The organism is Pseudomonas sp. P5_109 (assembly GCF_034009455.1).
In the GTDB taxonomy this organism is placed as follows: Bacteria; Pseudomonadota; Gammaproteobacteria; order Pseudomonadales; family Pseudomonadaceae; genus Aquipseudomonas.
Genome location: NZ_CP125380.1, coordinates 912,815 through 927,530, shown reverse-complemented (window position 1 = coordinate 927,530; position 14,716 = coordinate 912,815). Strand labels below are relative to the sequence as shown.

Here is a 14,716-nt window from a genome sequence, read left to right as displayed (position 1 = left end):
TTTGAACGAACAAGGCGAGCGACGTGTTGAAGAAAACCCTGTTCCAGTTGCACTGGTTTTTCGGCATCAGCGCCGGGCTGGTCCTGGCCCTGATGGGCATCACCGGGGCGATGGTGTCGTTTCAGGACGAAATCCTGAATGCGCTCAACCCTTCTGTGTTGCAAGTCGAGAAACAGGTCGCCGGTGTGCTGCCGCCCGCCGAACTGGTGGAGCACATCGAAGCCGCGTCGGGCAAAAAAGTCGCGATGCTCACGGTGGAAACCGACAGTGGCAACGCCGCCAAAGTGTGGTTCACCCCGCCGCCGGGTGAGCGCCGAGGCGAGATGCGCTACTTCGATCCCTACACTGCCGAGTTCCTCGGTGATGCCACCGGCCAGGACTTCTTCGGGTTGATGCTGCAACTGCACCGTTTCCTCGCCATGGGCGATACGGGTCGGCAGATCACTGGCGCCTGCACCCTGATCCTGGTGTTCTTCTGCCTGTCCGGCCTGTACCTGCGCTGGCCTCGCCAGTGGAAAAGCTGGCGTGCCTGGCTGACCCTGGACTGGAAGAAAAAGGGTCGCAGCTTCAACTGGGACCTGCACTCGGTGGCTGGCACCTGGTGCCTGGTGTTTTACCTCCTGGCAGCGCTGACCGGGCTGTCCTGGTCCTACGAGTGGTACAACAAGGGCCTGACCCGGTTGCTCTCCGACTCACCGCAGACCGAACGCGTTCGCGGCGGACGTGGCCCCGCGCCGCAAGGTCCGGCACCAACAGCCGATTACGCGGCGATGTGGAGCAGCATCTACAGCGCAGCCGGCCCGCAACTCAGTTCCTATAACGTGCGCATGCCGCCAGTGGCCGGTCAACCAGCGACCGTTTACTTCCTGCTGAAAACTTCGCCGCATGACCGCGCCCTGAACCAGATCACCCTCGACCCGGCCACCGGCGTGGTCAAACGGGTTGATCGCTACAGCGACAAGAGCGTCAAGGCGCAACTGCTGACGAGCATCTATGCGCTGCACGTCGGCAGCTACTTCGGCACTGTCGGTCGGATCATCCTGACCCTCACCGCGTTGAGCATGCCGTTGTTCTTCGTCACTGGCTGGTTGCTGTACCTGGATCGTCGCCGCAAAAAACGCCAGATCAAGGATGCTCGCCAAGGCCTTGTACAACCGGGCAACGATGCACCGGCCTGGCTGATCGGTTTCGCCAGCCAGAGCGGGTTCGCCGAGCAACTGGCCTGGCAGACCGCCGGGCAATTGCAGGCCGCAGGCCTGCCGGTGAAGGTACAGCCGCTGGCGGACGTCAGCGAGCAGGATTTGCAGGACTCGAACAACGCACTGTTCGTCGTCAGCACCTTCGGTGACGGCGAAGCACCCGACAGCGCCAGGCGTTTCGAACGCAAGGTACTGGGCCGCACGCCGAGCCTGGATCGCCTGAACTACGCAGTCCTCGGCCTCGGCGACCGGCAGTACCAGCACTTCTGCGGATTCGCCAAGCGCCTGCACAGCTGGCTCGGCGAACGCGGCGGCAAGACCCTGTTCGCTCCAGTGGAAGTCGACAGCGGCGATCCTTACGCCCTGCGCCACTGGCAACAGCAACTGGGCCTGCTGACCGGCCACGCACCCGTCGACACCTGGCAGGCGCCCAACTACGACAACTGGACCCTGGTCCGGCGTGAACTGCTCAACCCGGACAGCAGCGGATCGCCTGTGTACTTGCTGGCCCTCAGCGCCCCGACCACCAGCAGTTGGCTGGCCGGTGATCTGGTGGAAGTCTTGCCGCGCAATTGCCCGTGGGCCATCGAGCATTTCCTCGACGGCCTGGGCATTCACGGAGAGACCAAGGTGCAGCTCAACGGCCTGGAGGAAACCCTCGAACAGGCCCTGGCCAGCCGCCAGTTGCCGCAAAACCGCGCCCATCTGGTCGGCCTGCACGCGCAGGCGCTGGCCGAGGCCCTCGTGCCGCTGGCCATGCGCGAATACTCGATTGCTTCGATTCCAGCCGACGGCGTGTTGGAATTGATCGTGCGCCAGGAAGTGCATGCCGATGGCAACCTCGGCGTCGGCTCCGGCTGGCTGACCGAACACGCGCCCGTGGGCAGTTCCATCAGCCTGCGCGTGCGGCGCAACAGTGGTTTCCATCTGCCAGCCCAACCGGTGCCGATGATCCTGCTGGGCAATGGCACGGGGCTGGCCGGCTTGCGCAGCCTGCTCAAGGCCCGGATTGCCGATGGTCAGCAACGTCACTGGCTGCTGTTTGGCGAGCGTAATCGTGAGCACGATTTCCTATGTCGCGCGGAACTGGAAGAATGGTTGATCAACGGTGATCTGGCGCGCCTCGACCTGGCCTTCTCGCGGGATCAGGCCGAGAAGATCTACGTACAGGATCGCTTGCGGGAGTCGGCCGAGGAACTGAAAAAGTGGCTGGCAGAGGATGCGGTGATTTATATCTGCGGCAGTATGCAGGGGATGGCTAGCGGGGTTGATCAGTTGCTGCAGGAAGTCCTCGGAGCAGCGCAGGTAGAAACGCTTATCGAACAAAACCGTTACCGCCGCGACGTCTACTGAGTGCAGCCGGATCTCATCCGGCTATAACTCTATGTTGCTCATTGTTCTTCAACAGCATATTTACCTTGATGGCGCATGAAGTCCGACCATTCCTGCAATCTGTCCATACGCAGTTGCAGTGGACCCAGCAAGCTGGCGACCAGGTCCAGCACCAAGAGCAAAGTCGAATACGTCGAGGAAGCGGTTATCGAGCAAAGCCTGTCAATCATCACCATCAATAACTGCTTGATCCTGTTCAGAAAATGACCGAAGTTGAACAGTGCGGAGGAGGAGGAAGCGTACACGCCAGTCAAACGATACAGCTCCAGCGTTTGAGGAGCAGGATCTCCTTTGTACGGTCTTCTGAAATCGAAGGGTGAGGTCCCGGAACCCGAAGGAGGCTTTTGCGGTGAGTAGCCGTACGCCTCTATTTTTTGTTTTCTTGCCGCAACGATGCGGTAGAACATTGGATGAATCCCTCGCTCCATCGAGGAAACATTCAATCTGTACCGTTCAACTGTTTTCAGGTGGGTGCGGCACCGGTCAACGAAAAAGCTCACGACTCCGGAAACGTTGTAAAGGCTGCAAATGGCAAGGTGCGGTTGCCAGAGGTCGAAAGGAGCGCACCCCAAAGTATCAATAGTCACCCGTCGGTAGCGTGTCACGCCTGGTTTGGCCTCAAGGAAAACCTGTCGAAGGTCGCGGGCTTGATCGATGCAGGCAAGCACTCCCGCCCGTAACTCCGCCACATCTTCCACCAGGGAGTGAAATCTGCAGAGTTGCGCATCAGCCTCTTCGCTCAACGCCTGCACATAGGCGCCTAGCACCTTTGATGTCTCAGGGGTTGAGTGAGTAATGAAATCCTTGTGGAGCACCTCGTTCAAGAACAATTTGTATGCGCGCAACGCAATAAAATCATCCTCCTGAAAAAATATGACATCCCTGTTCTCGTCGCTCATCGGCGTCTCCTGCGAGTATTCAATCCCGAGTAACACAATCAATAAAAAGCCGTGCATCGAGAGGCTCGACGCACGGCCATTCAAGGGCGGTATGAAACGTAATACTTACAGATTAGAAAGCTGATTCAGATAACCGGCAAAACCATTGGCGGTAGAGAGAAATTCTGAAATCTGCTTACTCAAGGGCGTAGCCTGATGAGCCCTCATCGAGTTCAAGAAACGCGACACTGTTTTGTCGATCTTTTCGAACTCTGCTACGTAGAGTTTGCGCTGCTCATTCATCTCGCCAAAAACATCGATGAGCTTTATTTTGTCGGTAGTGCTTCGTGCGCCTCGTTTTTCGGCAGTGATTTGCGCCTGCACCTCCACAGTCTTATCACGAAGGACTTGGTTCTGTTTTACCATCAAGACAAAGGAAACATCCTTTACTGCGCCCTGCAGATCCTGTTTCACTTTCTCGACCGCTGCCAGTACAAGTTCAACCTGAGATGGCTTCGCACCGAGCTTTTTAACCGTCTCGACATTCAGTTCGATATTCTTGATAACGCCGGAAATTCCGAGTTTATTGAGTTCATCCACAGCTTCGTTGATGACTGCACGTTTTTTTTCAAGATCAGTCAGGCTGGCATTCAAACGTTCCAATACGACTTCACGATCTGCAGCGTCATTAATCAACGAGGCTTTGAATCCCCGCACGGTTGTCTCATCGTAGACTGCGTTGAATTTCTCGAGACTTTCACTCAACGAATTGGAAATCTCACTGACGGATGCCTGTGACTCTTTTAACAACTCAGCCTGCTCCCCATGAATTTCATCGACCTCTTCAGAACCTTCTTGCAGTTCTTCCTCGAGTGACATTAACTGCCCAAGTGTGGATCTAAGTGCAAACTCGGTTTTCAGAGCCTTTTCCCTGACTGCGTTGGAGCCGATCGAAACATCGAGCGAAAGTGCTTGAAACTTTTCGCTCAAATCCGGGAGATAATCAGTTTTCAAGAACAACAACTTCGCCTCCACCGCGCTGTTGCGCAGTTTCGAACAACTGTCCTGAAAGACATTGGTTTGCACGGCAGGGTACATATCACTTTGCATTAAAGACCTCCTTGATCTTTTTCCTTGAAAACCGTATTCCCTCATGTATTCAACTTCCGCCTCGCGGAATAACTCAACCAGGGCATCAGCACTGTTGTGGATCGCGGCCCATGGCGCAGCGACCAAACGAAATTGAGTAATGAAGGCGAATAACCGAACACCGCCTTCGATCTTCGAGACCGCTTTTTCGGAGCTTTCGATGTACGCATGAAGCACGTTCCAGGTATGGACCACGTTATTTGTCGCCACTTCAGCATCCAGAGCGACCGTCTGCATATCCTGCATGTCACTTCTGATCCGTGCGATCGAGCCCAGGGTCTTGGACTTGCTCTCAAGGCTCTTGATGGCAGCTTCCTGAATGCCGCTCAGATCATTGCGCCGGGATCGTACATCTTCAGCTTCCACCCCGATATAGATGGCAACTCCCAACCCGATGAGCGAAAAGTTGCTAAACGACTCAAGCGATTTCAAAACCAGCGCCTTGTACTCTTTGTTCAACTCATCAATTTGATTGGCGCGCTCCTTGATCTCGTTATTCAAACTCTCGATGTCCGACGCGTACGTATTACTCTCGAGAGCCAGCGCCAGCAACTTGATAGTAGGAATGACATCGTTCGTCAGTTGTTGACTAAACGCGTTGAGATCGGTTTTGATTTCAACGGCCGTGCGCAGATACTCCTTGACGTGCTCGAAGATCAGATCCAGAACATCCCCCATATCCGGGATGGTGTCCGCTTCCAACGCAAGATCCGGGAACGGCTTGCCTTCTTTCACTTCCCAGTCGCGCAGTTCCTTGTAGTTGGTGATCTTGTGTGTACCCAGCGTCTTTGCCAGTTTGACTTCAGTGAAAATCTCCTCGACCGAAAGAAGATATACCCCCATGTTCAAACCAAACAGTTTCAAATGGGTTCCCGTCAGCATGATGCGAGAGCGCAGGGGGGACCACAGACTGGCATGCGAGTTTATCTTTCTAAAAGACGCGAGAAAGTCTTCAGTCGTGAAACCTTTGCCACCCTCTTCGTCGCCAAAACTCAGGTAAATCGCAAGGGCTCGCTCGTTGGTCGGAAGTGCCAGCCCTGCGGCTTCGTATTTTCGCAGGGAAATGATTTGAGCTTTGGTCAGTACCAATCCGTTTGCGCGAGTAATGTCATTCGCGGCCCCGGTCGACAAAGACATGAGCGTCTGGGGGACAACGGCTGCAAGATCTGCAATTTCTTCGTGATTTTTGCCTTCCAGGCTTTTTTCCCACAACACAGCGGACATAGCGATCCCTCTCTAAAAGTTAGACTCTTAACCAGACCATACAACTCTCACAGCCTGCTTATTCGTCATTAAGTTCAGAGAAGAAATTAAGCACACACCCAATATCGATCAAGCGATTAAATATATGAAAATATGAGAATTAGAAAACCTCAACAAACAAACATCAAATTCATCGACTAACGAGAACCACTGAAAGCCTCAATCAACATCAACACAGCAACCTCCAGACGCCAGCATTTGACAGTAATTACAAATAAACCCCGCAACTTTCAGTATCAGCTTCTTTTGCAAAAATCATTTCCCATAGAGCGAGCAAATACCGAGTCACACGGAGACAGTCTTTGCTCAAACACCGCCATGCCGTCCAGATCCCGCAACACCACGCTCAACTCCCCACTCTGCCCATCGATATTCACCTCGCCAAAAAACTGAAACCCGGCAAACGGCGAGGCGTTATGTGTAGGGGATGCCTTCTCGAATACCACTTCAGGGCCAAAGGTTTTATCCAGTGAGTCAGGCCCGAAACTGCCCGCATTCAACGGCCCGGCAATGAACTCCCAGAACGGCTCAAAGTCCTGGAACGCCGCCCGATCCGGATGGTAATGATGGGCCGCGCAGTAATGCACATCCGCCGTCAGGAACAGAAAATTACGCACCTGCCGCGCCCGCAGGAAGCCGAGCAATTCGGCGATTTCCAGTTCGCGCCCCTGGGCCGGGCCGGGGTCACCGTTGGCCACCGCTTCCCACCTCGTGACACCGGGGCTGACTTCACCGTCAGGCGCGCCAAGGCCGATGGACATGTCGGCGGCGATCACTTTCCATTGCGCGTTCGAGGCCTGCATTTCGCGCTTGAGCCAGTCCAGTTGCTCACGACCGAGAAACGGCTTGGCATCCCCCAGATTGTCGTCATTGGCCCCGCGATAGCTGCGCATGTCGAGCACGAACACATCGAGCAACGGCCCGTAACCGAGCTTGCGATAGATCCGCCCGCCGCCATCGGCACTCTGCATGCGCATCGGCGCGTATTCGAGCCAGGCCTGGCGTGCGCGGTCCACCAGGCTGTGGATATCTTTGCTCTGGTAACGCGCATCCAGCTGCTTTCCGGGCGACCAGTTGTTCAGCACTTCGTGGTCGTCCCACTGCCAGATCTGCGGAACCTCGGCATTGAAGCGGCGGATGTTTTCGTCCATCAGGTTGTAGCGATAATTACCACGATACTCATCGAGGGTCTCGGCGACTTTGCTCTTGGCCTCGGTGGTGATATTGCGCCACACCCGCCCGCCTTCCGTATTGAGCTGCGCCGGGATCGGGTTGTCGGCGTAAATGGTGTCGCCGCTGTGGATAAAAAAGTCCGGCAGACGCCGGCGCATCGCTTCGTAGATGCGCATGCCGCCGATATCCGGGTTGATCCCGAAGCCCTGGCCCGCCGTGTCGCCGCTCCAGATAAAACGGATGTCGCGCCGGGTCTGCGGCACGCTGCGCAAGTGACCGAACCAGGGTTCGCTGGCAACGCCGCTCTGGGCGTCTTCAAATTGCACGCGATAGAAAATCGCCTGGTCGGCGGGCAGCCCGGTGAGCTCGACCCGGGCGGTGAAATCGCTGCGCGTATCGGCCAGAAGCGAGACGAATCGCCGGGGGTTGGGAAACAGGCTGCGGGTGTCCCACTCCACCACCATCCGTGCGGGGCGGTCGCAGCGGCTCCAGATGATCGCCCGGTCGCCCTGCACGTCGCCGGACTGCACGCCATCGGTGAGTTGCGGCCGCTCCTTGAGCGAAGCGATCACCGCCGGCGCCAGCCCTGGCAGCAGCAATCCGGCACCGAGCGCTTGAACAACACGACGACGCCCGGGGTTGAAATCGCTCATGGTGTTCTCCCTGGAGTGGAAAACTAAAGCATGGTCTGACACACATCTTCCCAACACCACAGATCCCTTGTGGGAGCGGGCTTGCTCGCGAAGGCGTCGTGTCAGCCGAAACATTCTTTGCTGACACTCCGCTTTCGCGAGCAAGCCCGCTCCCACAGTTATTTGTGTCAGGCGGTGACGGGGTCTACCGCCAACTCCACCCCCTCCGGCCGCTTGACCAGCGCATACACCACCGCCGTCAACAGGCTCCCCGCCACGATCGCCAACAGATAAAGCAGCGCATGGTTGATCGCATTCGGGATCGCCAGCACGAACAACCCACCGTGGGGCGCCATCAGTTTGCAGCCGAAATACATCGACAGCGCACCGGTCAGCGCACCGCCGGCGATGCTCGCCGGGATCACCCGCAGCGGATCTTTCGCCGCAAAAGGAATCGCCCCTTCCGAGATGAAACACAACCCCAGCACCAGTGCGGCCTTACCGGCTTCGCGCTCAGTCTGGGCAAACTTGCGGCGGGCAATGAACGTGGCAATGCCCAGGCCAATCGGCGGCACCATGCCCGCGGCCATGGTCGCCGCCATCGGCGCGTAACTCTGCGACGCCAGCAGCCCGACCGAGAACGCATAGGCCGCCTTATTGATCGGCCCACCGAGGTCGACGCACATCATGCCGCCCAGCAATACACCCAGCAGAATCGCGTTGGTAGTGCCCATGCTGTCGAGGAAATGCGTGAGGCCGGCGAGCATCCCGGCCACCGGTTTGCCGACGACGTAGATCATCACCAGACCGGTGAACAGACTCGCCAGCAGCGGGATGATCAGGATCGGCTTGAGTGCCTCAAGGCTCTGCGGCAAACGCGCATATCTATTGATCGCCCTGGCCGCATAGCCGGAAAGAAAACCGGCAATGATCCCGCCGATGAAACCGGCGCCCAGGGTGCTCGCGAGCAGGCCGCCGATCATCCCCGGCGCCAGGCCCGGACGGTCGGCGATCGAATAGGCGATATAGCCCGCCAGCAGCGGCACCATCAACTTGAACGCGGTGTCGCCGCCGATCTGCATCAACGCCGCCGCCAGCGTGCCCTCTTCCTTGAACGCGGTGATGCCGAACACGAACGACAGGGCGATCATCAGGCCGCCGGCCACCACCATCGGCAACATGAACGACACGCCGGTCAGCAGGTGTTTATAGACGCCCGTCTTCTCCTGTTTGACCGTAGCTTGAGAAGCGCTCGATGCACTTTCCTGCCGGCCTTCGGCCAAGGCTTTGTTCAAGGTCGCTTCGGCTTGCTTGAGGGCAATGCCGGTGCCACAACGATAGATTTTCTTGCCGGCGAAACGCTCGGTGGCGACTTCGATATCGGCGGCCAGCAGCACCACATCGGCCTCGGCAATCGCCGCTGCGCTCAATGGATTGCGCGCGCCGACCGAACCCTGGGTTTCCACCTGCAAGTCATAGCCAAGGCGCTTGGCCGCTTGTTGCAAGGCTTCGGCGGCCATGAACGTGTGCGCCACGCCGGTCGGACACGCGGTAACGGCCACCAGTCGCGGTGTGCTTGGCGCAGCCGCCACAGGCTCTACGACGGCTTCGGCAGCGGCATAGACCTGAGCCTCCTGCGCACCGCGCCGCAGCACGCTTTCCACGTCTTGCAGGGCCTGGGCCGGGGTGCTCTGGAACACCCGCTTGCCGACAAACCGCGACATGTCCACCGGTGCGCTGGTCACCAGCAGCACCCACTCCGCCGCGTCGAGGGTGGCCGCCGACAGTTGCTTTTCGGGGTGCGCGGCATCGCTGACTTCGACACTGGTGCTCCAGCCCTGACGCTGGGCCGCGGCATCGAGCAGCCGGGCACACAGCACACTGGTGACCATGCCATTCGGGCAGGCCGTAACGATGGCTAACTTCATGACAAACCCTCTTATTGTTCTGTCAGGGGACGCACGCGCACACCCTGTTCGAGCTGCGCCAGTTGCGCCGCATCGCCAATGCCGAAACCGATCTGGGTCACCGCCATCGCGGCAATCGCCGTGGCCGTGCGCAAGGTCTGCTCCGGCGTATCGGCACTGAGCAAACCGTGGAGCATCCCCGCCAACAACGAGTCACCCGCGCCCACCGTGCTGGCGACGCTGACCCTGGGCGGCGTGGCATGCAGCGCCGAGCCGACGCTGAACCAATTCACGCCCTCGGCACCATGGGAAATCACCACATGCTCGATGCCCTGGGCGTGCAAGCGCTCCGCCGCCTTGGCCTGGGCACGGACCGACACGACCTCGCAGTCCAGCACTTCGGCCAGCTCTTCAGTGTTGGGTTTGATCAACCACGGACCGACCTTGAGCGCCTCGCGCAACGCATCGCCGCTGGTGTCGAGCGCGACGTTCAGACCCAGTTCCTTCAAGCGCAAAACCAACGTCTGCAACCATTTCGCGCTAACGCCCAACGGCAAACTGCCGGCGACCACCACCGCATCGTGCCCCGGGGCAATATGCTCCAGTCGATCCATCAAGGCCTGCTGCGCCGCTTCGCTGACCTGTGGTCCCGGCCCGTTGATGTCAGTGATGCGGCCGTCGCTTTCCGCCAGCTTGATGTTGCTGCGGGTCTCGCCCGGAACGCGGATGAAGGCATCGACAAAACCGCGTTTGGCAAACAATGTTTCGAACGCTTGCAGGTTGTCTTCGCCAAGAAAGCCACTGACGGTCAGCTGATGTCCGAGGTCCGCCAGCACTTGCGCCACGTTCACGCCTTTGCCGGCGGCGTGGGTGTGCATCACATCGCTGCGGTTGACCTGACCGGCCTCGAGGCGCGGCAACTGGACGGTGAGGTCCAGCGCCGGGTTGAGGGTCAGGGTAAGAATCCGGGCCATTACAGGGCCTCCACTAATGCACGCACTTCATTGGCACTGCCCACGGCCAGGGCCTGGCGGGCAAGGGTTTGAGTCTCAGTGAAGCCCAGTTCGCGAATTCGCGCCTTGACCTCGGCAATACTGCGCGCGCCGACGCTGAGTTCGTCCACGCCGAGACCGACCAGCACCGGCACCGCCAGCGGGTCGGCCGCCAGCTCGCCGCACACACCGACCCATTTACCGTGGGCGTGGGCCGCGCGCACGGTGATGTGGATCAGCTGCAGCACCGCCGGATGCAAGCCATCGGCCTGGGCCGACAGCGTCGGATGGCCACGGTCGATGGCCAGGGTGTATTGGGTCAGGTCGTTGGTACCGACGCTGAAAAAGTCGACCTCCTTGGCCAGCACCGGCGCCAGCAATGCCGCCGACGGTACTTCGATCATGATCCCCAGTTGCAGGTCGGCGACCGGGATTTCCTGGCGCAGGCGTTCGGTCATGTCACGGGCCTGGCGCCACTCGTCCACGCTGCCCACCATCGGGAACATGATCCGCAGCGGCCGGTTGTCGGCGGCCCGCAGCAAGGCGCGCAGTTGCGCTTCCATGATCTGCGGGCGCTGCAAGGTCAGGCGAATGCCGCGCACGCCGAGGAAGGGGTTTTCTTCCTTCGCGATCGGCCAGTACGGCAACGGTTTGTCGCCCCCGACATCGAGGGTGCGCACCACCAGCGGCCGCCCGGCCAGACCGTCGAGGACGCGGCGGTATTCGGCTTCCTGGGTTGCCTCGTCGGGCGCTTGCGGGTGGGCCATGAAAATCAGTTCGGTGCGCAACAGGCCAATGCCTTCGGCGCCCTGCTCGACCGCGCCAGTCACGCCAGCGCTTTCACCAATGTTGGCGAACACTTCGACGGCGTGGCCATCGGTGGTCAGCGCCGGTTGATGGCGCTGCTCGGCAGCTGCCTGCAAGCGTTGCTCGCGGGTATCGCGTTCGGCCGTGGCGCGCTGCAAGGTCGCCACGTCAGCGTCCACATGCAGGCGCCCACGCTGGCCATCGAGCAGCAGAGGCGTACCCGGCGCCAGCAGCAACACACCGGGGCCGGCACCGACCAGTGCCGGGATGCCCAGCGCCCGGGCAACAATCGCACTGTGCGCCGTGGCGCCACCCCGGGCGGTGAGAATCCCCGCCACGCGAGCCGGGTCGAGACGCGCGACGTCGGACGGACCGACCTCGTCCATCACCAGAATGTACGGCTGATCCGGTTCGCTCGGGGTTTCGATGCCGCTGAGCTGCATCAACACCCGACGGCCGATGTCGCGCAAGTCGGCGGCACGTTCCGCGAGCAAGGCATCCTGCAACGCTTCCTGCTGCCGGGCTGCCGCTTCAATCACGGCCATCCACGACGCCTCGGCGCTTTCGCCCTGCTTGAGGCGCGTATCGACCTCATCGGTCAGTTCCGGGTCGTCGAGCATCTCCTGGTGGGTGATGAAGATTTCGCGGATGGCTTTGCTCTTGCTGCGCTCGATCAAGCCCTGGATGTCACGGCGTACCTGCGCCAGGGCTTGCTGGAGACGCTCACGCTCGATGCCGGCGGACTCGCCGCGCAACGGGTAATCGATGGTTTGCAGCACTTGAATATGGGCCGGGCCGATGGCGATCCCCGGCGCGGCGGCAATCGCCTGAACCACACTGCCCGCCACCGGGGCGAGGACCACTTCGGCCATCTCGACAACGACTTCGCGTGCCTGGCTGACCGGCGGCAACGGTTCGACTTCTTCTCCGAGCCCTTCTTCGATGACGGCCAACAAGGCCGGCAATGCATCAGCCGCGATGCCCGGTTCGGCGATGATTTCCAGGACCTGACCCCGACGCGCGCCGAGGCTGAGCAACTTGCTCAAGCTCTTTACCGACACCGCGCTGTCGTGGCCATCGACAATGCGCACGCGGATATCACCGTCAAAACTCTTTGCCAGTTGCGCGAGGATTTTCGCCGGCCGCGCATGCAAACCGTGGGCGTTGGCCAACGCGATCCGTGCGCTGGGCCAGTCGGTGGGCACTTCGCCACCGAGCACTTCGAGGACTTTGCGGCTGCTGGTGGCGCGCCCCAGTTCATGGCCACGCCCTTCGATCAACAACGCGCAGAGGCGTTCGAGCAGGGCTTGATGAGCCTCACCGAGGCTGGCCAGGCAGAACAGTCCATTGAGCGGCTGGCCGAGGTAGCGCAGCGGTCTGTCCGGGGTGACGAAGGCCAGGCCCGGGCGCTTCACCGTCTGTTCGCTGTGCAGCCACCACAGGCCGTCGCCCAATGGCAGCGCTTCAACCTGTTGCAGCACGGCGGAAAACCCGTTGCTCACACAATCGGCTTGCCGCAACAAACGCGCGCCGCGCCAGACCAGCTCTTCGAAATCTTCGGCCGCCACACCCAGGCCGATCATCTGCGCATCCAGCGCCAGCTCCTGAGGCGCGCCTTGCAGCAACTTCAGCAAGGCTTCGGCGGAACCGGCGCGACGCAGGGCCTGGCCCAGGTCAGTCTCGCCGAGGGCGCGGGTGAGCAATTGCAACAGGCGCAGGTGTTCATCGGATTTGGCGGCGATGCCGATCGCCAGGTAAACGACATGACCGTCACCCCAGTCCACGCCATCGGGGAACTGCATCAGGCGCACGCCGGTGGTGTACACCAGGTCGCGGGTTTCGGGGGTACCGTGGGGGATGGCAATACCTTGACCGAGAAAGGTCGAGCCCTGGGCTTCCCGCGCCTGTAAACCGGCGAGATACCCCTCGGCAACCAGGCCGTCGGCGACCAGATGCCCGGCCAGCAAGTGCAGCGCTGCGGACTTATCCACAGCCGACTGGCCCATGGAAATCTGCTCTACAGTGAGCTCGAGCATGCTTTCTCCTTTTTGGCGCCTTGGGGCACCAGGTATTGTTTTGAATGAGTCAGCTTAGGCGCTTGGTCATCGCTTTTGGCGGTTTCACGGCAGAACCGGCCAAAGGCGCCTAAAACGTAGAAAATACGCTTGCTGAAACGTTTAATCTAGATCAGTTGGCACGTTACTCGATATTGGCCCATCCTTGAAGTCCAACTTGTCGGATGCGTTGCGACAATGGTCGCCTGCCTTAATCGGTTAGGATTGACGAAAATGTCGAGGCAATCTCGAAAAAACAAGGAAACAGCGGGTTGAAACTCAGTGATATTGCCCAGTTGGCCGGTGTGTCCGTTACCACCGCCAGCTATGTCATCAATGGCAAGGCCGAACAACAGCGCATCAGCAGCGCCACTGTCGAACGCGTGCGTGCGGTCGTCGAACAACATGGCTTCACGCCTAACCCACAGGCCGCCGGTTTGCGCAGCCGACACACGCGCACGTTGGGGTTCATTCTGCCGGATCTGGAAAACCCCAGTTACGCGCGAATCGCCAAATTGCTGGAGCAAGGTGCGCGAGCCCGGGGTTATCAGTTGCTGATCGCCAGTTCCGACGATGCCCCGGACAGCGAACGGCAATTGCTGCAACTGTTCCGCGCCCGGCGCTGTGACGCGTTGATCGTTGCCAGCTGCCTGCCGGCCGGCGACGACAGCTATCTGCAATTGCAGGCCAAGGGTATTCCAATCATCGCCATCGACCGGGTCATGGAACCCGAGCACTTCTGTTCGGTGATCAGTGATGACCGCGAGGCCAGCCTGCAACTGACCCGCAGCCTGCTGGAGCCGCAGCCCAAACAGATTGCCCTGATCGGCGCCCGGCCCGAGCTGAGCATCAGCCGGGAACGTTGTGCCGGCTTCAAGGAGGCCCTCGCCGGATTCAACGGTGAGGTGCTGATCGAAGAAGGCGAATCCTTCAGCCGCGAATGCGGCAAACAATTGATGGAGGAGTTGCTGCAGCGCCTGGGGCATTTGCCCGATGCGCTGGTGACCACGTCATACGTATTGCTTCAGGGCGTGTTCGATGCGCTGCACGATTTCCCGCTGAAAAACCGCCCGCTGCGCCTCGGCACATTCGGTGACACCCAGTTGCTGGACTTCTTGCCGCTACCGGTCAACGCCATGGCCCAGCAACACCAGTTGATCGCCGACAAAGCCCTCGCGCTCGCTCTGGCGGCCATCGAGCAGTCGGATTACCGACCCGGCGTGCAAGCCATCCCGCGGACGTTCAAGCAGCGTATTCTTCAGGACTGAGC

General features: G+C 59.8%; 8 protein-coding genes. 2 read left to right on the top strand and 6 right to left on the bottom strand.

What is annotated here, in order from left to right:
• Positions 1 to 23: 23 nt before the first annotated feature.
• Positions 24 to 2,552: a sulfite reductase flavoprotein subunit alpha gene (locus QMK54_RS03950; protein ID WP_320402106.1), complete on the top strand. Its 2,529-nt coding sequence runs from the start codon at positions 24 to 26 to the stop codon at positions 2,550 to 2,552.
• Positions 2,553 to 2,590: 38 nt separating this feature from the next.
• Here QMK54_RS03950 and QMK54_RS03945 read toward each other — a convergent pair whose 3' ends face one another.
• From QMK54_RS03945 to ptsP, 6 genes are all read right to left on the bottom strand, one after another.
• Positions 2,591 to 3,490, bottom strand: coding sequence for a hypothetical protein (locus QMK54_RS03945; RefSeq protein ID WP_320402105.1), 900 nt, complete (start codon positions 3,488 to 3,490; stop codon positions 2,591 to 2,593).
• Positions 3,491 to 3,595: 105 nt separating this feature from the next.
• Positions 3,596 to 5,842, bottom strand: a complete 2,247-nt coding sequence (locus QMK54_RS03940) for an alpha-xenorhabdolysin family binary toxin subunit A (protein WP_320402104.1) — start codon at positions 5,840 to 5,842, stop codon at positions 3,596 to 3,598.
• Positions 5,843 to 6,117: 275 nt separating this feature from the next.
• Positions 6,118 to 7,707: an alkaline phosphatase D family protein gene (locus QMK54_RS03935; protein ID WP_320402103.1), complete on the bottom strand. Its 1,590-nt coding sequence runs from the start codon at positions 7,705 to 7,707 to the stop codon at positions 6,118 to 6,120.
• A gap of 167 nt (positions 7,708 to 7,874) precedes the next feature.
• Positions 7,875 to 9,614, bottom strand: a complete 1,740-nt coding sequence (locus QMK54_RS03930) for a PTS fructose-like transporter subunit IIB (RefSeq protein WP_320402102.1) — start codon at positions 9,612 to 9,614, stop codon at positions 7,875 to 7,877.
• A gap of 11 nt (positions 9,615 to 9,625) precedes the next feature.
• Entirely contained in the window at positions 9,626 to 10,567 is a 942-nt protein-coding gene (pfkB, locus tag QMK54_RS03925) for a 1-phosphofructokinase (protein WP_320402101.1), read from the bottom strand.
• Positions 10,567 to 13,428 carry a phosphoenolpyruvate--protein phosphotransferase gene (gene ptsP / locus QMK54_RS03920; RefSeq protein ID WP_320402100.1) on the bottom strand — a complete coding sequence of 954 codons (2,862 nt, stop codon included), beginning with the start codon at positions 13,426 to 13,428 and terminating at the stop codon, positions 10,567 to 10,569. The genes pfkB and ptsP overlap by 1 nt, the downstream gene beginning before the upstream one ends.
• A 290-nt stretch (positions 13,429 to 13,718) precedes the next feature.
• Between ptsP and cra the strand changes: the two genes are divergently transcribed.
• Positions 13,719 to 14,714: a catabolite repressor/activator gene (gene cra, locus QMK54_RS03915; RefSeq protein WP_223594773.1), complete on the top strand. Its 996-nt coding sequence runs from the start codon at positions 13,719 to 13,721 to the stop codon at positions 14,712 to 14,714.
• Positions 14,715 to 14,716 lie beyond the last annotated feature (2 nt).